Annotated in this window: 20 protein-coding genes and 1 other annotated feature; all 20 genes read left to right on the top strand. The window is 45.2% G+C overall.

All coding sequences use genetic code 11. The features are described from left to right. The first annotated feature begins 12 nt into the window (after positions 1-12). The 20 genes from B5G33_RS16550 (at position 13) to B5G33_RS16450 (ending at position 18,206) form a co-directional block, all read left to right on the top strand. Positions 13-813: a hypothetical protein gene (locus tag B5G33_RS16550; RefSeq protein ID WP_087274414.1), complete on the top strand. Its 801-nt coding sequence runs from the start codon at positions 13-15 to the stop codon at positions 811-813. Positions 814-1,010: 197 nt separating this feature from the next. Continuing rightward, positions 1,011-2,039, top strand: a complete 1,029-nt coding sequence (locus B5G33_RS16545) for a LacI family DNA-binding transcriptional regulator (protein WP_087418427.1) — start codon at positions 1,011-1,013, stop codon at positions 2,037-2,039. 216 nt (positions 2,040-2,255) lie between these two features. Beyond that, positions 2,256-3,890 (top strand): glycoside hydrolase family 13 protein, encoded by a 1,635-nt coding sequence (locus B5G33_RS16540; protein ID WP_087418426.1) that lies wholly within the window; start codon positions 2,256-2,258, stop codon positions 3,888-3,890. A 4-nt stretch (positions 3,891-3,894) separates the two neighbouring features. Then, positions 3,895-5,196, top strand: a complete 1,302-nt coding sequence (locus B5G33_RS16535) for an ABC transporter substrate-binding protein (protein ID WP_087274407.1) — start codon at positions 3,895-3,897, stop codon at positions 5,194-5,196. A gap of 12 nt (positions 5,197-5,208) precedes the next feature. After that, positions 5,209-6,084 (top strand): carbohydrate ABC transporter permease, encoded by an 876-nt coding sequence (locus tag B5G33_RS16530; RefSeq protein WP_087274404.1) that lies wholly within the window; start codon positions 5,209-5,211, stop codon positions 6,082-6,084. After that, the gene (locus B5G33_RS16525; RefSeq protein WP_087418425.1) at positions 6,084-6,935 is read left to right on the top strand and encodes a carbohydrate ABC transporter permease; all 852 of its coding nucleotides are present in this window, start codon (positions 6,084-6,086) and stop codon (positions 6,933-6,935) included. Before B5G33_RS16530 ends, B5G33_RS16525 begins: the two co-directional genes overlap by 1 nt. Positions 6,936-7,103: 168 nt before the next feature. Further along, positions 7,104-7,814 (top strand): N-acetylmuramoyl-L-alanine amidase, encoded by a 711-nt coding sequence (locus B5G33_RS16520; protein ID WP_087418424.1) that lies wholly within the window; start codon positions 7,104-7,106, stop codon positions 7,812-7,814. A gap of 42 nt (positions 7,815-7,856) precedes the next feature. Beyond that, the gene (locus B5G33_RS16515; protein WP_087418423.1) at positions 7,857-8,912 is read left to right on the top strand and encodes an L-threonylcarbamoyladenylate synthase; all 1,056 of its coding nucleotides are present in this window, start codon (positions 7,857-7,859) and stop codon (positions 8,910-8,912) included. 49 nt (positions 8,913-8,961) lie between these two features. Next, positions 8,962-9,396, top strand: coding sequence for a ribose 5-phosphate isomerase B (rpiB, locus tag B5G33_RS16510; RefSeq protein WP_087274397.1), 435 nt, complete (start codon positions 8,962-8,964; stop codon positions 9,394-9,396). Between the two features lie 37 nt (positions 9,397-9,433). Further along, positions 9,434-10,063: a uracil phosphoribosyltransferase gene (gene upp, locus B5G33_RS16505; protein ID WP_087418422.1), complete on the top strand. Its 630-nt coding sequence runs from the start codon at positions 9,434-9,436 to the stop codon at positions 10,061-10,063. Between the two features lie 16 nt (positions 10,064-10,079). Beyond that, positions 10,080-10,565 carry a deoxycytidylate deaminase gene (locus B5G33_RS16500; protein ID WP_087274393.1) on the top strand — a complete coding sequence of 162 codons (486 nt, stop codon included), beginning with the start codon at positions 10,080-10,082 and terminating at the stop codon, positions 10,563-10,565. A 60-nt stretch (positions 10,566-10,625) separates the two neighbouring features. Then, positions 10,626-10,838, top strand: a binding site (T-box leader). A gap of 122 nt (positions 10,839-10,960) precedes the next feature. After that, a complete protein-coding gene (proS, locus tag B5G33_RS16490) occupies positions 10,961-12,400 on the top strand; it encodes a proline--tRNA ligase (RefSeq protein ID WP_087418420.1) in 1,440 nt (479 codons plus the stop codon). Between the two features lie 2 nt (positions 12,401-12,402). Further along, positions 12,403-13,719, top strand: a complete 1,317-nt coding sequence (locus B5G33_RS16485; protein ID WP_087418419.1) for a CCA tRNA nucleotidyltransferase — start codon at positions 12,403-12,405, stop codon at positions 13,717-13,719. Between the two features lie 64 nt (positions 13,720-13,783). Further along, complete coding sequence (locus B5G33_RS16480; protein WP_087418418.1) at positions 13,784-14,764, top strand: CotS family spore coat protein; 981 nt, start codon at positions 13,784-13,786, stop codon at positions 14,762-14,764. A gap of 107 nt (positions 14,765-14,871) precedes the next feature. Then, positions 14,872-15,147 carry an HU family DNA-binding protein gene (locus B5G33_RS16475; protein ID WP_087274383.1) on the top strand — a complete coding sequence of 92 codons (276 nt, stop codon included), beginning with the start codon at positions 14,872-14,874 and terminating at the stop codon, positions 15,145-15,147. Between the two features lie 7 nt (positions 15,148-15,154). Further along, the gene (locus tag B5G33_RS16470) at positions 15,155-15,394 is read left to right on the top strand and encodes an RNA-binding S4 domain-containing protein (protein ID WP_087274381.1); all 240 of its coding nucleotides are present in this window, start codon (positions 15,155-15,157) and stop codon (positions 15,392-15,394) included. 67 nt (positions 15,395-15,461) lie between these two features. Then, positions 15,462-15,746, top strand: coding sequence for a sporulation protein YabP (gene yabP / locus B5G33_RS16465; protein WP_087418417.1), 285 nt, complete (start codon positions 15,462-15,464; stop codon positions 15,744-15,746). 3 nt (positions 15,747-15,749) lie between these two features. Continuing rightward, positions 15,750-16,238, top strand: a complete 489-nt coding sequence (yabQ, locus tag B5G33_RS22645; protein ID WP_087274377.1) for a spore cortex biosynthesis protein YabQ — start codon at positions 15,750-15,752, stop codon at positions 16,236-16,238. Further along, entirely contained in the window at positions 16,189-16,602 is a 414-nt protein-coding gene (locus B5G33_RS16455) for an FtsB family cell division protein (RefSeq protein WP_242971387.1), read from the top strand. The genes yabQ and B5G33_RS16455 overlap by 50 nt, the downstream gene beginning before the upstream one ends. A gap of 116 nt (positions 16,603-16,718) precedes the next feature. Then, complete coding sequence (locus B5G33_RS16450; RefSeq protein WP_087418416.1) at positions 16,719-18,206, top strand: SpoIIE family protein phosphatase; 1,488 nt, start codon at positions 16,719-16,721, stop codon at positions 18,204-18,206. Positions 18,207-18,209 lie beyond the last annotated feature (3 nt).

Raw genomic sequence — 18,209 nt, 5'->3', positions numbered from 1 at the left:
AGGTGGAGTGTTATGGCAGAATACGAAATGTTTAAGACAACTCTCATGGGAGGCTACGATAAGGAAGAGGTTCAGGAGCAGATACAGAAGCTGAAGGACGAGATGGCAGAGCAGCAGGAAGCATATAAAAAGCAGATTGAAGAAAAAGATGCCAGAATCGCGGAACTTCAGAAGCGTATTGAGCTGAAAGAAGAATATCAGGTACGATTGGAAGAAGACATTAAGGAAAAGTACCAGAAATATATCGATAACTATGAGAGTATCGGAAAGCTGGTGTTTGAGGCTCAAGTAAAGGCAGACACCATGGAAAGAGAAACCAGAGAAAAATGTGAGAAAATGCTTCAGGACGCTGAGGCAGAGGCAAAACGCAAGGTAGAATCTGTTCAGTCCGAGATTGATGATAAACTGATGGAAGGCAAGAAAAAGTATCTGGCTGTCCAGGAAGAAATGAATGGGATCGTAGAGCTGATCAACCAGGCCCAAAAGAGATTTATGTCCTCGTATAAGGAAGTCCATCAGATCATCAGCAGCATGCCTACTTCCTTAAATGACCTTGAAGAGGAAGTGGAACTTGAACTGAAAGAGCTGAAGAACGGAGAGGACAGAAAAGCGGATCAGGAGGAAGAAGAACTCCACCTGGGAGATACTCAGGAACTGGATTTTCTGGATGCCATGGAGGATATTGCAGAGCTGGAAGAATTTGATGAAGAAGATGAAGAGGAAGATGAGGACAGTAAGCTGGCCCTTCAGATTTCCAAACTTCTCAGCGAAGAAGACGAAGCTATGCTTGAAGAGGAACTGGAAGACCTGTAAATCTACTATTAGAATAAGGCTGCTTTGAAAGGCGGGAGTATCGGAAAAGAATCCGGTATTCCCGCTTTGTGATATTTACTCAGTTCTATATGAAAAAATGTTAATCAAACATGGAAATATTTTGGGAAAAGGTTGAATTTTTCCATATATTTTTATAAGATTAATATATTACTAATTATTCTAAAAGGTGGAAGGTTATGATTACGATTAAGGAGATTGCCAAACAGCTTGGCGTCAGCCCTACAACAGTTTCCAATGTAATAAATGGCAGGACAGAGAAAATGTCTGAGCAGACCCGCATGCGGATTGAGGAGATGCTGATAAAAAATCATTATGTTCAGGAAAACAAAGGTGGAAGAGGCAGCCAGGATGAATTAAAACTGGTGATAGTGGAATTCTTTTTCGGTGTAAGAGAACATATTTATACAGATCCTTTCTGTGCAGAACTTTTGGAGGCTATAGAAAAAGAACTGGAAAAAACAGGAAGAAATGTGGTATGTAGTACGGTTTATAGTGAAGATGAGTTTCTAAAAAAGCTTTCCGCCCACAATGTGGAAGGGAGTATTATCCTGGGATGTGATCCCGGCAGATGTGAGGCTCTCTGCAAGAGGACGGCAAAACCACTGGTATTCGTGGATTGCGGAGAGGGAAATTATGATAATATCGGCCTACAGGACCGGGAGGGCGCCAGGGAACTTACTTCTTATCTGCTCAAACAGGGACATAGAAAGATTGCTTTTTTCTGTGATCAGGAAAAGCCCTTGGCCAGCAATCAGGCCAGGCTGAGGGGATATCAGGAGGCATTGGAAAAACAAGGGGTTCCCTATTCCCAGGAGGACTATCATTTCCTTCCCCAGGAAAAAAACCTTCGTTATGAGGTTTTGCGGAGGTTTGCCAAAACAGCCAGGGAGAAAGGATACACGGCGGCATTCTTTGCAGCAGACCTCTATGCTAATGAAGCTGTGAGCGTGTTCTTTTCAAAAAATCTCTGGGTGCCGGAGGATATTTCGGTGGTAGGTTTTGATGACAATGTTTATGCACGGCTGTCCAGGCCTACTCTTACTACAGTGCGCCAGTCCCCTACAGACAAGGGAAGAGAAGCTGTGAAACTCCTTTTGAAGAGAATTTATGGGCAGAAAGTCATGGTGCACAGCATGGAACTGCCTACGGAGCTGATTGTAAGGGAAAGCGTGCGGAATATCTGGAAACGCCAGAATGTTGTATAAAAGAGCATATCCCCCTGTATTTTGACCAAAGATGGAAAGTATCCGTATAGGATGCATATATTCCAGACAGGGTAAAATACAGGGGATTTTTAACAAAATGCACAAAAAAGCTGTAAAAAACTTGTAAAGTAATGTAGTTTTTTGCAACACTTATTGAAAAACCTCACAAAACTAATTAGGCTTATATTCAGTAAGTAAAACGTGAAGGAGAAGACCATGGAAAAAGTGACTAGAAAATGGTGGGAAACATCGGTTATTTATCAAATTTATCCAAGAAGTTTTTATGACAGCAACGGAGATGGGATCGGAGATATTCAAGGTATTATCCGGAAGCTGGATTATCTTGAAAAACTGGGAATTGACGCCATCTGGCTTTCACCTGTGTATAAATCCCCCCAGGACGATAATGGATACGATATCTCAGACTATCAGGATATTGATCCTATTTTCGGAAATATTCAGGATATGGAGGAACTTATCCAGAAAGCAAAGGAGAAGAACATCCGTATTATCATGGACCTGGTTTTGAATCATACGTCGGACGAGCATCCATGGTTTATAGAGGCCAGAAAGAGTAAGGATAACCCTTATCATGACTATTATGTGTGGAGAGATGGGGTGGAAGGAGTCTATCCAAATGAGCTGAAATCTGCGTTCTGCGGACCTGCCTGGGAGTGGGTGCCAGAGTGCCAGCAGTATTATCTCCATCAGTTTTCTGTAAAACAGCCTGATCTGAATTGGGAGAATCCAAGACTTCGTCAGGAAATCTATAAGATGATCAACTGGTGGATGGAAAAAGGCGTAGGCGGTTTCCGTCTGGATGTCATTGACCTTATCGGAAAAGAGCCAGATAAAATGGTAATGGCAGAGGGAAAGATGCTTCATCCTTACCTGAAGGAAATGAGCAGGGAAACTTTCCAGAAAGGAGACCTAGTAACGGTAGGAGAGGCCTGGAGTGCTACACCAGAAAGAGCTATGCTTTACAGCAATCCAGATGGAAGCGAACTTTCTATGGTCTTCCAGTTTGAACATATGGTACTGGACCAGGTACCTGGAAAAGAAAAATGGGACCTTAGAGAACTGCCTTTCCTGGAGTTTAAACAGGTTTTTGAAAAATGGCAGACAGCCCTTTATAACAAAGGCTGGAATAGCCTTTTTCTGAACAACCATGACCTGCCCAGAGCTGTTTCACGGTTTGGAGACGATGGAAAATACAGGATAGAATCTGCCAAGATGCTGGCTACCTGTCTTCATGGAATGCAGGGAACCCCGTATATCTATCAGGGTGAAGAACTGGGAATGACAAATGTTCAGTTTGACATTCAGGAATACAGAGATATTGAACTTCTTAATATGTACAAAGAACGGATAGAACAGGGATACAAAGAAGAAGATGTGATGCGTTCTGTCTATGTGAAGGGAAGAGATAACGCCAGAACTCCCATGCAGTGGAATGAGGGGCCAAATGCAGGATTTACAGAAGGTACTCCCTGGATACGGTGTAATCCGAATTATACCATGATCAATGCTGAGGAAGCGCTGATCGATCAGGATTCTATATTCTATTATTACCAGAAACTGATCAGGCTGAGAAAAACAGAGCCTATCCTCACAGAAGGGAAATTTCAGCTTCTTCTTAAAGATGACCCATGTATTTTTGCATATACAAGAACTACGGAGAGAGAACAGCTTTTAGTATTATGTAACTTTAAAGGACAGGAGGTTTCGTATGAACTCCCAGACACATGGAATGGCCAGGAAGTCCTGATTTCCAACTATGCAGAAGAGGGATCTTTTGGAACTCTGCGTCCTTTTGAAGCTAAAATGATCATCATCAGGAAAGGGGAATGAGAAGATGAGAAGAAAGAAAATTGCCGCTGTCAGTGTTACCCTGGCAGGAATCATGGCGGCAGCAGGAGTAATGTCCGGGTGCAGTCTCTCAGGGGGAGACAACGGAAAAATCCGGATTGAAATGATTCAGTACAAACAGGAAGCAGTGGGCGTGTTTGAGGAACTGGAGAAAAAGTTCAATGAGACCCATGACGACATTGAACTGGTGATCGACTCTCCAAACGATGCGACGACGATTATGAAGACCAGGTTTATCCGTGAGGACTATCCGGATATTATCGGTATCGGCGGCGATATGAACTATTCAAACTTCCTGGATGCAGGACTTTTGATGGATATTTCTGACTATGAAGGACTGGACAGTATCAAACAGGCGTATCTGGACATGGATAAAGAACTGGAACTGGTGCCTCAGGAAGGCGTATATGCGGTACCTTATGCAGCCAATGCCGCTGGTGTGCTGTATAACAAGGACATTTTTGATGAGTATGGCTGGGAAATCCCCACTACCTGGGACGAATTCCTGGCACTGTGCGAGGATATCCAGGCGGAAGGCCTTCAGCCTTTCTTCTTTGGATTCAGAGATACCTGGACCTGTCTGGCACCGTGGAATGCCATTGCTGTAGACCTGGTGGATTCTGATATCTGCTCCCAGGTAAACCGAGGGGAAGCCAACTTTACAGATAACTACCGGGAAGTTGCGGAAAAGACCAGAGCACTTCTGGATTATGCCCAGGACGATCCTTTTGCTTACAGCTATAATGATGCCTGTACGGCATTTGCCAGAGGGGAAGCGGTTATGTATCCTATCGGAAGTTATGCGGTTCCTCAGATCCAGTCTGTAAATCCGGATATCAACATTGACTCTTTTGTAATGCCCGCAAGTGAGGACGCTTCTGTGAATAAACTGAACTCCGGTAATGACCTGCAGTTTTCTGTGCTGGCAGAGTCTGAGCATAAGGAGGCTGCTTACGAAGTTCTGGACTTCCTGCTGGAGGATGAGAACGTTCAGTTCTATCTGGACGACCAGAACGCAGTTCCCTGTAAGGAGGGAGACTTTGAACTGGCTCCAATGCTGGATGGTATGAAGACTTACATCGAAGATGGATATCTGGCGGATTATCAGGATCACCACTATCCAAGTGAGATGGCTGTAGATGCTATGATCCAGACCTATCTGCTGGACGACAGCGAAAACGCAACAGATACTTTCCTGGAGAGATTTGACACAGAGTGGGTAAGGTATAACCGTGATACGATCCGAAATCTGGAAGAGTACATGGAAGAGCATCCGGATGCAGAATAGGAGGAAGTTAAGATGAAGAAAAAGATGGGAAACAGAGAGAAAACATTTCTGTGCATTACAATTCCGATTTTGATTTTATTCTTTATGTTTAATACACTTCCGTTGATCAGAGGTGTGATTTACAGTTTTACAAACTATAAAGGCTATGGAACTTATGACTTTGTAGGATTCAGAAACTATGTAGATCTGTTTCAGGATTCCAGAGTTGGAAAGTCTTATCTGTTTACCTTTAAATTTGCCATTGTCAGTACCATTGTCACCAACGTGGTCAGCCTGATCCTGGCTCTGGGACTGAACAGTAAGATCAAAGGGAAAAGTGCTCTGAGGGGAATCTACTTCATTCCTAACGTACTGGGCGGACTGGTTGTAGGTTATATTTTCAGCTTTATCTTTACCTATATCCTTCCTACAGTGGGACAGAAGCTGGGAATCGGTTTCCTTTCCAGCAGTATGCTTTCAAGTGAAAGCAGCGCATGGCTGGCCATCGTATTTGTAGCATGCTGGCAGTCTGTGGCAATGAATACTATTATTTATATTTCCGGTCTTCAGACTGTGCCGGAGGATGTATATGAGGCAGGCTCTATTGACGGAGCTACCGGATGGTCGAAATTCAAGAATCTGACTTTCCCGCTGATCATTCCCTTCTTCTCCATTAATATGGTACTGTGTATGAAGAACTTCCTGATGGTATTTGACCAGATCATGGCTTTGACAAAAGGCGGTCCTGCACAGAGTACAGAGTCTATCTCTTACCTGATCTACAACAACGGTATGAGCGGCGGACAGTTTGGTTTCCAGAGTGCCAATGCGGTAATCTTCTTTATCGTAATCGTGGTAATCTCAGTAGCACAAATGAAATTTACAGGAAGTAAGGAGGAGCAGTTATAATGAATACAAAAGGAAATAAACAGACGGCACGTACAAACTGGCCGATTACCATTCTCTTGATCATCGGCTGCTTAACCATCTTCTTTCCATTGTATATGACCATCATCATTGCCTTTAAGCAGCCTTCTGAAATGACCAATGACATTGCAGGAGCACTGGCATTCCCAAGCTCCTGGAGTTTCAGCAACTTTGCTCAGGCTATGGAAGTTACCGATTTCTGGAACTCTCTGGCAAACAGTGTGCTGATCACGGTGATTGCTATTGTCCTGGCAGTAATCATCCATTCTCTGGCAGGATATGCTATAGGCAGAAGCATGGCACACAGCAAAGTTTACAGCTTCATTTATCTTTACATTGTAAGTGGTATGTTCGTACCTTTTGCAATCCTGATGATGCCTGTTGTAAAGCTGACGGCACAGATGGGACTGGCAAACAGAGTGGGCGTTATTTTGTTGTATACGGTATTCTATATGCCTATGAACCTGCTGCTGTACTCCGGCTATCTGAAAAATATCCCTCTGGCTCTTGAGGAAGCAGCAAGAGTAGACGGAGCAACCACATGGAAGACTTACTGGAGTATTATCTTCCCGGTTATGAAACCCATGCATGCAACTGTAGCAGTTCTCACTGCTCTGGGAACCTGGAACGACGTTATGACTCCTCTGGTCATCCTTTCCGGAACCGATGTAAACACACTGCCTCTGGCACAGTTAAACTTCCAGACACAGTTCGGTACAAACTACAACCTGGCCTTTGCATCTTACCTGCTGGCCCTGATTCCGATTCTGATCTTCTATCTGGTATGCCAGAAACAGATCCTTAACGGTGTTGTAAATGGTGCTGTAAAATAATGAAATAGAGATACGGAAAAGCTGCCGTTTGCAGGACAGGTCCTGCAGCCGGCAGCTTTTCTGTTCTGCGATGCTGCAGCGGACTGCTGGATTCCCCATTAGGGAGTAAGGAAAACACTGGAACCATTCTGCATATATTTAACAGACAGCAGAATAAGGAGAAACCCTATGGGGAGAAAATGGATAAAAAGGATTATGGCTGGGGTAATGCTCTGTGCCATATATCTCCTTTCCAGAGAGGGGGCTGTCCTGACAGCCCAGGAAAAAACAGAGAATTCGGGAGCAATCGTTATAGACAGCGGACACGGAGGGATTGATCCGGGAGTAGTGGGGATTGACGGACTGGAAGAAAAAGGGATTAACCTGAAAATCGCCGGTTTCCTGGGGGAATATCTGGAAGCGGAGGGATATGAGGTTGTTTTTACAAGAGAGGATGATACAGGATTGTATGATGAGGACAGCAGGAATAAAAAGAATCAGGACCTGAAGAACCGCTGCGCCCTTATTGAAGAAACAGCCCCCCTTCTCACAGTCAGTATTCACCAGAACAGCTACCAGGATGAAAGTGTCTGCGGACCTCAGGTGTTTTATTATGCAGATTCAGAGGGCGGAAAGGCACTGGCGGAGTGTATCCAGGAAACGATGAACGAACAGCTGGAGATCCAAAGGCCCAGAAAGGCAAAAGCAAACAATTCCTATTACCTTCTAAAGAAAAGCAAGGGTATCGTAAATATTGTAGAGACCGGATTTCTCACCAATTCCAGAGAGGCAGAACTGCTTCAGACAGAGGAGTATCAGAGAAAATGTGCCCAGGCGATTTCCGACGGTATCTTAAAATTTCTAAAAACGGTGGAAATGAAAGGAACAGATGTGGTATGATAAGTCTGAATTGTAAGAAACTAAGGAAGAAGAGGTTTTAAGGTGAATACAACAGTAGTCACAGTAGATAAAGAGCATCCGGACAGAAAAGTAATAGAAAGAGCCGGCCAGATCTTAAAATCCGGCGGGCTGGTAGCTTTTCCTACAGAAACTGTTTACGGTCTGGGCGGAGACGGGCTGAATCCAAGTTCTTCTCAAAAAATCTACCAGGCCAAAGGCAGGCCATCAGATAACCCTCTGATCATACACATTGCGGATCTGGAGAGTCTGGATAAGATTGTAAAGAAAATCCCTCCGAAGGCCCAAAAGATGGCAGAAGCCTTCTGGCCAGGGCCGCTGACTATGATCTTTGAAAAAAGCAGTCTGGTGCCTTATGAAACCACAGGAGGACTGGAGAGCGTGGCTGTGCGGATGCCCAGTCATCCGGTGGCGGCAGCTTTGATAAAGGCGGGAGGAGGCTATGTTGCCGCTCCCAGCGCCAATACTTCCGGGCGGCCCAGTCCTACTCAGGCTGCCCATGTCCGGGAGGACCTGGAGGGGAAGATTGATATGATCATAGACGGCGGCAGCGTAGGCATTGGGCTGGAGTCCACCATTGTAGATTTTACTGAGGAGGAGCCGGTGATCCTTCGCCCCGGATATATCAATCAGGAGATGATGGAAGCAGTTATCGGCCAGGTAAAAATAGATAAAGGCCTGCTGATCACAGATGAAAAGGTGCGGCCAAAGGCTCCGGGAATGAAGTACCGGCATTATGCACCCAGAGCCCCTCTTACCATTGTACAGGGAAAAGAGGCGGAGACAGTGGCCTACATTAATGCACAGTGTGAAAAACTGGCAGAGCAGGGAAAAAAAGCAGGTGTTATCGCCACAGATGAGACCAGGGAGAAGTATCAGGCCTCAGTGGTAAAGAGTATCGGGAGCAGGCAGGAGGAAGAAGGTATTGCCCGGCATCTTTTCAGTATTCTGAGAGAATTCGATGAAGAGGATGTGGAGGCAATCTTTTCGGAATCTTTTGACACACCCAGGATGGGACAGGCCATTATGAACCGGCTTTTGAAAGCGGCAGGCCATCATATAATTGAACTGTCAGACTAAAGGCGCTCTTTTTGCAGGAGCCCTGAATATAAAAAAGAGGAGGATGCATATGATAGCATTGGGATGTGACCATGGCGGTTATGAACTGAAACAGGAGATCATAAAATATCTGGAGGAAAAAAAGATTCCTTATAAAGACTTTGGATGCGACAGCACCCAGTCTGTAGATTATCCTATCTACGCCAGAAAAGTAGGGAGAGCTATACAGAGTGGCGAATGCGAGAAAGGGATTCTGATCTGCGGAACAGGAATCGGCATTTCTATTGCTGCAAATAAGATGAAAGGAATCCGGGCGGCGCTGTGTACAGACTGCTTCAGTGCAGAGGCCACCAGGCAGCATAATGACGCCAATATTCTGGCTCTGGGTGGAAGAGTAGTAGGCCCCGGCCTGGCAGTAAAGATCGTAGATACCTTCTTGCATACAGAATTTTCTCATGATGAGCGTCATCAGAGAAGGATAAACCTGATCGAAAGTGATGAATAAAACAGGAAAAACAGACTGGAGATAAAGGAGAATAAAAATGGGAAAAGTGTTAGTAATGGAGCACCCGCTGATCCAGCATAAAATCGGAATTATCAGAAGGAAAGAGACAAGCTCAAAAGAGTTCCGGGAGCTGGTGAGCGAGGTGGCCATGTTTATGGCCTATGAAGCCACCAGAGAACTGAAGCTGACAGATGTGGAAATAGAGACGCCTATCACAAAAACAGTGGTGAAAGAGCTGGCAGGAAAGAAAATGGCAGTAGTGCCCATTCTCCGTGCCGGTCTTGGTATGGTAGAAGGAATGCTGTCCATGGTTCCTGCTGCAAAGATAGGCCATATTGGTCTGTACCGTGATCCTGAAACTTTAAAGCCTGTGGAATATTACTGTAAGCTGCCTGCTGACTGTGGAGAGAGGGAAGTTTTTGTCACTGATCCTATGCTGGCCACAGGAGGTTCTGCAGTGGCAGCCATTTCCATGCTGAAAGAAAAAGGCGTAAAAAATATCCACTTTATGTGTATCATAGCAGCTCCGGAGGGTGTAAAGGCTCTTACAGAAGCCCATCCGGATGTGGACATCTATATTGGCGCGTTGGATGACCATCTGAATGACCACGGTTACATCGTTCCCGGACTGGGAGACGCAGGAGACCGGATCTTTGGTACAAAATAGACAAGGAGTGAAGAAAATGTCAGAAAAAAGACAGGACTATATATCCTGGGACGAATATTTTATGGGAGTTGCAAAACTGTCAGGAATGCGTTCCAAAGATCCTAATTCACAGGTGGGCTCCTGTATTGTCAGTCAGAATAATAAAATCCTTTCTATGGGCTACAACGGTTTTCCCATGGGATGCTCTGATGATGAATTCCCCTGGGCCAGAGAAGGAGAGGACTTTGATACCAAATATTTTTATGTGACACACAGTGAGCTGAATGCTATCCTCAATTACAGAGGGGGCTCTCTGGAAGGGGCAAAACTTTATGTATCCCTGTTCCCCTGTAATGAATGTGCCAAGGCCATTATCCAGGCAGGGATCAAGACCATTGTATACGGCAGCGATAAATACGGGGACACTCCGGCAGTGAAAGCCTCTAAGAGAATGCTGGATGCTGCAGGAGTCCGGTACTATCAGTACAGCCCAACAGGACGAAAGATAGAGCTGGAACTGTAGAAGGTCTGGTCTTGACAAAAAAGAGAAATTCCAATAAAATGGGGCAAAGAGATAAAAAGAAAAATGGCGATGAAAAGGAATAGTACCTGTTCGGAATGGCACAGAGAGAGGACCGCTGGTGGAAGGTTCTCCCGGGAAGACAGGGAACCGGCTTTGGAGCTGCCTGTGAGGAGCAGGACGCGGGCTTTGGCGTTAGAAAAGCATAAAGAGGGCGGCAGAAAAACAGCCGTCAAGAAGGGTGGTACCGCCGAATCCAAGACATCGGTCCCTGTTTGGGGATACGGTGTCTTTTTTTGTTCTGCAGGAATGCCCTATAGAATAAAAATTCTCCTGGGATTTAGAGCGGGACGCCTATGTATTGTCTTAGAAGGAAATCATTAAAAAGGAGTAGAAAAATGGCAAAGGATAAGAAGTTTGTAAAAGAGATTACCTCTATGGAGGAAGATTTTGCCCAGTGGTATACAGACGTAGTGAAGAAGGCTGAGCTCATCGATTATACCAGCGTAAAGGGATGTATGGTGATCAAACCGGCAGGATATGCTATCTGGGAAAACATCCAGCATGAGCTGGACAGAAGGTTTAAGGAAACCGGAGTGGAAAACGTATACCTTCCAATGTTTATCCCGGAAAGTCTTCTTCAGAAGGAAAAGGATCATGTAGAAGGCTTTGCCCCTGAGGTAGCCTGGGTGACCCACGGCGGGATGGAGCCTCTTCAGGAAAGACTCTGCGTACGTCCAACTTCAGAAACCCTGTTCTGCGACCTGTATTCAAAAGAAATCCATTCTCACAGAGACCTGCCAAAAGTATACAATCAGTGGTGCTCTGTAGTACGGTGGGAGAAAACTACCAGACCTTTCCTACGTTCCAGAGAATTCCTGTGGCAGGAAGGACATACGGCTCATGCTACAGCAGAAGAAGCAGAAGAGCGGACCATCCAGATGCTGAATATCTATGCAGATTTCTGTGAAGAGGTACTGGCAATTCCGGTAATTAAAGGACAGAAGACAGAGAAAGAAAAATTTGCCGGAGCGGAAGCTACCTATACTATTGAGTCTCTGATGCATGACGGAAAGGCTCTTCAGTCAGGAACCAGCCATAATTTTGGAGATGGATTTGCAAAGGCTTTTGGTATCCAGTATACAGATAAAGAAAATAAATTACAGTATGTACACCAGACTTCCTGGGGTATGACAACCCGTATGATCGGAGCACTGATCATGGTACATGGAGATAACAGCGGACTGGTGCTGCCTCCGAGGATCGCACCGGTACAGGCAGTGATCATTCCTATTCAGCAGAGAAAAGAAGGGGTTCTGGAGACTGCCCAGAGATTAGAGGCTCAGTTAAAGGAGGCAGGCATTCGGGTGAAAACTGATGAGACAGATAAGAGCCCTGGATTTAAATTTGCAGAGCAGGAGATGAGAGGAATTCCTGTTCGCATTGAATGCGGACCCAAGGATATTGAGGCAAATCAGGCGGTAGTTGTCCGCAGAGATACCAGAGAGAAGGTTACAGTATCTCTGGATGAGCTGGCTCAGAAAGTAGGAGAAATCCTGGAAACTATGCAGGGAGAGATGCTGGAAAGAGCCAGGGCTCACAGAGACGCTCACACCTATGTGGCTACAGACTACGAATCCTTTAAGGAGACTATTAACGAAAAGCCGGGGTTTGTAAAGGCAATGTGGTGCGGCTGCAGAGAATGTGAAGATAAGGTAAAGGAAGACGTTCAGGCTACGGCAAGATGCATGCCTTTTGAGCAGGAGAACCTGTCTGATAAATGTGTGGTATGCGGAAAGCCGGCCAAGAAAATGGTTTACTGGGGGCGCGCATATTAATTATGAGAATTGAAGTTCCAGAAAAAGCTGAAAAAATCATAGATGCTTTACAGGAACATGGATATGATGCTTATGTAGTGGGAGGCTGTGTTCGTGACAGCCTCCTTCACCGTTCACCGGCAGACTGGGACATTACCACCTCTGCCACTCCGGAAGAAGTAAAAAAAATTTTTCCAAGAACGGTGGATACGGGAATCCAGCATGGAACTGTAACAGTGCTTATGGATAAAGAAGGATTTGAGGTGACGACTTATCGGATAGATGGAGAGTATGAAGACGGACGTCACCCTAAAGAGGTGATCTTCACCCCAAGTCTTAAAGAAGATTTAAGACGGCGGGATTTTACCATCAACGCTATGGCCTATAACCATCGAACTGGCCTGGTGGATATTTTTGGAGGGGTGGAGGATCTGAAAAACAAGGTGGTCCGCTGTGTAGGGGAACCCCAAGAGCGGTTTACAGAGGATGCTCTGCGTATACTGCGGGCGGTGCGGTTTTCTGCCCAGCTGGGATTTGATATTGACGAAAGAACACAGGAAGCAGCCCGGGAACTGGCAGAAACCCTGAAGAAGATCAGCGCGGAACGTATCCAGACAGAGCTGGTAAAGCTTCTGGTGTCGCCAAATCCCCAGTATCTGAAGAAGGCCTGGGAACTGGGACTGACGAAAGTTTTTCTCTGGGAATTTGACAGGGCTATGGAGACGCCCCAGGAGAATCCCCATCATTGCTACAATGTAGGAGAGCATACGCTGAAGGCTATGGAAGCTGTGAAGCCTGATCGTCTTCTGCGGCTGACACTCCTTTTTCACGACCTGGGAAAGGCTGAGACGAGGACCAGGGATGAAAAAGGAAGGGACCATTTTTATGGGCATCCTGCCCAGAGTGAAAAAATTGCCAGGACTGTCCTGAGAAGACTGCGATTTGATAATGACACTATAAACAAGGTGGGAAAACTGGTATACTGGCATGAATGTCCCTGGGAGGCAGACCCCCGCTCTGTGCGAAGAGCCCTTTCCAAAACAGGCACAGAGCTTTTTCCTATTCTCCTGGAGGTGCGCAGAGGGGACATTATGGCACAGAGCGGTTATCATTTAGGGGAAAAGCAGCAGTGGCTGGATAAACTTGGAGAAATTTATCAGGAGATTATCCGGCATAAGGAATGTGTTTCTATAAAAGATCTGGCAGTTTCCGGAAAGGATCTGATCGATGCCGGAATGAAACCGGGAAAGGAAATTGGAGCAACCCTGGAAAAGTTCCTGGAGATTGTTCTGGAAGAACCGGAGAAAAATACAAAAGAATATCTTCTGTCCCTGCTCTGAACCCTTCTAACCCCGGACTCCCCTGCATACAATGAAAGGGACATGAAAAAAGGGGGAGAAAAATGTGTATGACCGTGGTCTTAGTGTGTTGGAACAGTATGGGCTGGAAACCGGGGCCGTATACCGGGGAAGGGGGGCTTTGATCTGTGAGACAGGCGGGGAATTAGTACTGATCCGGGAATTCTGGGGAACTCCCAGAAAGCTGGAGTATCAGGCAAAACTTTTAGAAAAAGTTGCAGACGCATCTCCCATATTGACAGATCAGATATTGTGCAATAAGGAAGGCTCTTATATCTCCATAGATGGAGAGAATATTCCTTATATTGTGAAAAAATGGTATGAGGGAAGGGAATGTGATACCCGCAGCGAAGAAGACATCTGCAAAGGGGCCCTGGCCCTGGCAAGTTTACATAAAGTTATGTGTATGCCGGTAGAAAGCCATTATGTAAAGGAATCTCTTTGCAGTGAATTTCAGAGACATAACAGAGAACTGCGTAAAATCCGGAAATTTGTATGCGGAAAGCGGAAAAAGAATCGGTTTGAGCAGGAATTTCTGGATACAGTATGCTGTTTTCTTGGACATGGTGAAGAGGCGGTAAAAAGGTTGGAGGCATCAGATTACAAAGAACTTCGCCAGGCAGAATTAGAGAGAGGGGCCGTCTGTCATGGGGAGTTTAATCAGCACAATGTGCTGTTTTCAGAGGGAGAAGTCAAGGCAGTGACTAATTTTGATAAGTGGAACTTTGACATCCAGGTGGGAGACCTATACCGCTTCATGAGGAAAATCCTGGAAAAACATCAGTGGGATCTGGAGCTGGGAAAAAAAATCCTGACGGCCTATCATCAGGTCAGGCCTCTTAGCCGGGGGGAAATGGAAAACCTTAGGATTCGGTTTGCCTATCCGGAGAAATACTGGAAACTGGCAAATTATTATTATACCCACAATAAAGCCTGGATTTCGGAAAAAAACGTAGAAAAACTGGAAAAACTGAAGGATCAGCAGGAAAAATGGAGAAACTTTGTGGAAAGTATTTTTGTGGCCTGAGAAATTTCGGGATATGCTTGACAAACCATAGGAAACACGGTATAAATAACTGTAGACCGCAGTAGCGGTAGACTTATAGCGTGATTTATATTTAGGAGGAAATACTCATGAACAGAACAGAATTAGTTGCTGCTATGGCAGAGAAAACACAGTTATCTAAAAAAGACGCAGAAGCAGCTTTAAAAGCCTTCGTTGATGTTGTATCTGAAGAAATGAAGAAAGGTGAGAAAGTTCAGTTAGTTGGATTCGGTACTTTTGAAGTTTCTGAGAGAGCTGCAAGAGAAGGAAGAAATCCTCAGACAGGCGAGACTATGACAATCGCAGCTTCTAAAACTCCAAAGTTCAAAGCTGGAAAAGCTTTAAAGGATTTAGTGAACGCATAATAGCAGAATGAGACTTGATAAATATTTAAAAGTGTCCAGGCTGATCAAAAGAAGGACCGTTGCCAATGAAGCCTGTGATGCGGGCCGGGTGCTGATAAACGGAAAGCCAGCCAAAGCATCCGCTCAGGTAAAGGCAGGTGATATCCTGGAAATCCAGTTCGGAAGCAGAAATGTCCGGGTAGAAGTGTTGGACGTACAGGAAACCGTAAAAAAAGAAGCAGCCAGCGAGCTGTTCAAATACCTATAAGGTATATTCATAATCGATTTCCCATATAATCTTTCATAAGGAAAGAATATGGGGGATCGATTTTCTTTTGGAGGAAAAGCAGAACAGAAAAGCTCACTCTCTGCAGCTAACGGATCGGAAGAAAGGCTGCATCCAGGGTGTGCGTGATGTGAATTCTTTTGATGAAAAGGAAATCAGTCTGGTGACGGAGGCCGGTACCCTTTCCATAAAAGGGGAAGGACTCCATGTGACCCGTCTGGATCTGGAGAAACAGGAGGTAGATATAGAGGGAAAAGTAGACAGTCTTGTATACAGCCAGGGGATTACCAAAGCCAAAGGAGGAGAAGGAATGCTGAAAAGGCTGTTTCAGTGACCTATGAGCAGTTATATGCATGGAGAACTGCTGCTGGCGGCAGATGCCTTCCTGGCCGGTGTCTTTCTGGCGGTTTGTTATGATGTTCTCCGCATTTTCAGAAACATTGCAGATCACAACCCTTTCTGGGTTGGGATAGAAGATATTCTGTACTGGTGTGTTTCAGGGATATATTTGTTTGGCCTGATTTATCGGGAGAATGACGGCAGGATACGGATTTATGTTCTCATTTTTACAGCAGTGGGAGCTTTGCTGTATCATGCCGGTCCCAGTAGGATTTTGGTGAAATATATTTCTGCTGTATTGAGGAAAATAGGCAGGTTCCTGGGAATAATGGGAAGGCCTATTAGAATATGCAGAAAAAGGTTGAAATTTTGGCTGGGTAGAGTTAAAATTTCCCTATATAAACAAAAGCCCATACAAAGAATCAGGAAGCGTTGGAATGAAAAAAGCAAAAAAAAGAAGATCACAAAGCAGAATTGCAATGATTAGCATTACCTTTGTGGTCGGTCTTCTGTTTGTGGGAATGATGGGGAAGAGTGTTGCGCTGGAGAGCCAGCTTTCTTCTTATAATTCCCAGATTGATGATCTGGACAGACAGATTGAGGAAGAAGAAGGCCGGACTACGGAGATTGATGATCTGAAAGAATATATGAAAACAGATGAATATGTGGAAGAAACAGCCAGAGAGAAGCTGGGTCTGGTGAAAGAGAACGAGATTGTCTTTAAAGAGGGAGAAGACTCTCAGCAGGAGGACAGTACTTCCCAGACAGAGGATTCCCAGAAGGACCAGAGCACACAGGAGGAGCAAAAAGCTCAGACGGAAAGCTCTGACCAGGAGGAAGCAGAAGGATAAAATCGGATTTTGTCTGAAAGTTTTTATGTTCAGGAGACGGTTTTTGACAAAGTTCAGAGAGAAAAGCATCTATAATACTCTTTTGATAGCGGTTGCTTATTCAGGGAGGGAAAAAGATGCAGGAATGGATAATTGCCATGCTCGTAATCAGTGTACTGCTGCTATTACGTGACATGGCAAAAACTATTTTTTCAGAAATGAAAAAAAGTGCAGCAGCTTTGGACTATGACCGGCATCCACAGAAAGAAAAAATGCAGCGCTATGCAGAATCCTTCCAAAAGCTGGCAAACAGCTTCTACGGCATGCCCTGCAGAAAGGATTACCTCTCCAGTTCGGAACTGAAAGATCTGATCGAGGAGGCCAGAGAAGGGGTATGCAGGAAATGCCACCTGAATCAGGTGTGCTGGACTCAGCACTATCCCCAAACTTATCAGCGGTTTTATGGCCTTCTGCGGATCATGGAAGAGAATGACGAGGAAAAGCTGAGAAAAGCCAGGGCAGATCTGACAGGTGTTTGCATCAATCAGGGAAAGCTGGTGCAGGAGCTGCAGAGAATCATGGACAGAGAACGCCAGAATCTGATATGGAATAATAAACTCTTGGAAAACAGAATGGCAGTGGCCCAGCAGCTGGGAGAAATGGCTCAGCTGATGAAATATCTGTCAAGAGACCTTTTTGATATGACCGAAGCAGACATGCAGTTTCGGGATGACTTCGCCAGAAAACTTAAAAAACGGCACATCAGAGTGAGAAATCTATGGACCCTGGAGCAGCCTGACGGAAAACAGAGATACTATGGAGAATTTTGCACCAGAGGAGGCAGCTGTATACCTGCCGCTGAAGCGGCAGCAGTGCTTTCAGAATTATGCGGCAGCCGGATGACAGTGAGAACAGAGGGGAAAAGCCTTATTACCAAAGACTATGGGGTCCTGGGATTTGTAGAGGAAGTAAATTTTAAAATCCTCTATGGAGCTGCAAAAATAACCAAGGACAAGGAAACGGTATCCGGGGATAATTATACCTGCGCTGTGGAAGAAAACGGGCAGTTTTTCATCTGCCTTTCTGACGGGATGGGATCTGGTCTGGAAGCATCCAGGGAGAGTGAGACTGTAGTGGATACCCTGGAACAGCTGGTAGAAGCAGGATTTTCAGGAGAGACAGCGGCCAAAATGGTGAATTCTGTATTGAACCTGAAGAATCGCAATGGCAGGTTTTCTACAGTGGATATTTCTATTGTGGACCTATATTCTGGTATGTGTCATTTTTTAAAAGCAGGAGCATCCACAACCTTTATTAAGAGGAGCCACTGGGTAGAGGCGATTTCTTCTACAAGTCTGGGGCTGGGACTGGTGCAGCAGGCAGACTTCGAGTCTTCCACAAAAAAACTGTATGAAGGAGATTTCCTTATCATGGTCACAGATGGGGTTTTAGATGCTCTGCCAGGAGAGGAACCAGAGGAAACCATGAAAGAAATCATTATGGAGGTCAATACCAGTGCGGCTCAGGAACTTGGAAAAGGTATTCTGGAACGGGTTCTTACATACTGTGAATATAAGGCTACAGACGATATGACCGTACTGGCGGCTGGATTATGGAGGAAATAGATA

Origin of the sequence: Blautia sp. An81 (assembly GCF_002161285.1) — a bacterium.
GTDB classification, from domain to species: domain Bacteria; phylum Bacillota; class Clostridia; order Lachnospirales; family Lachnospiraceae; genus Blautia; species Blautia ornithocaccae.
This window is presented reverse-complemented; position numbering and strand designations above follow the sequence as displayed.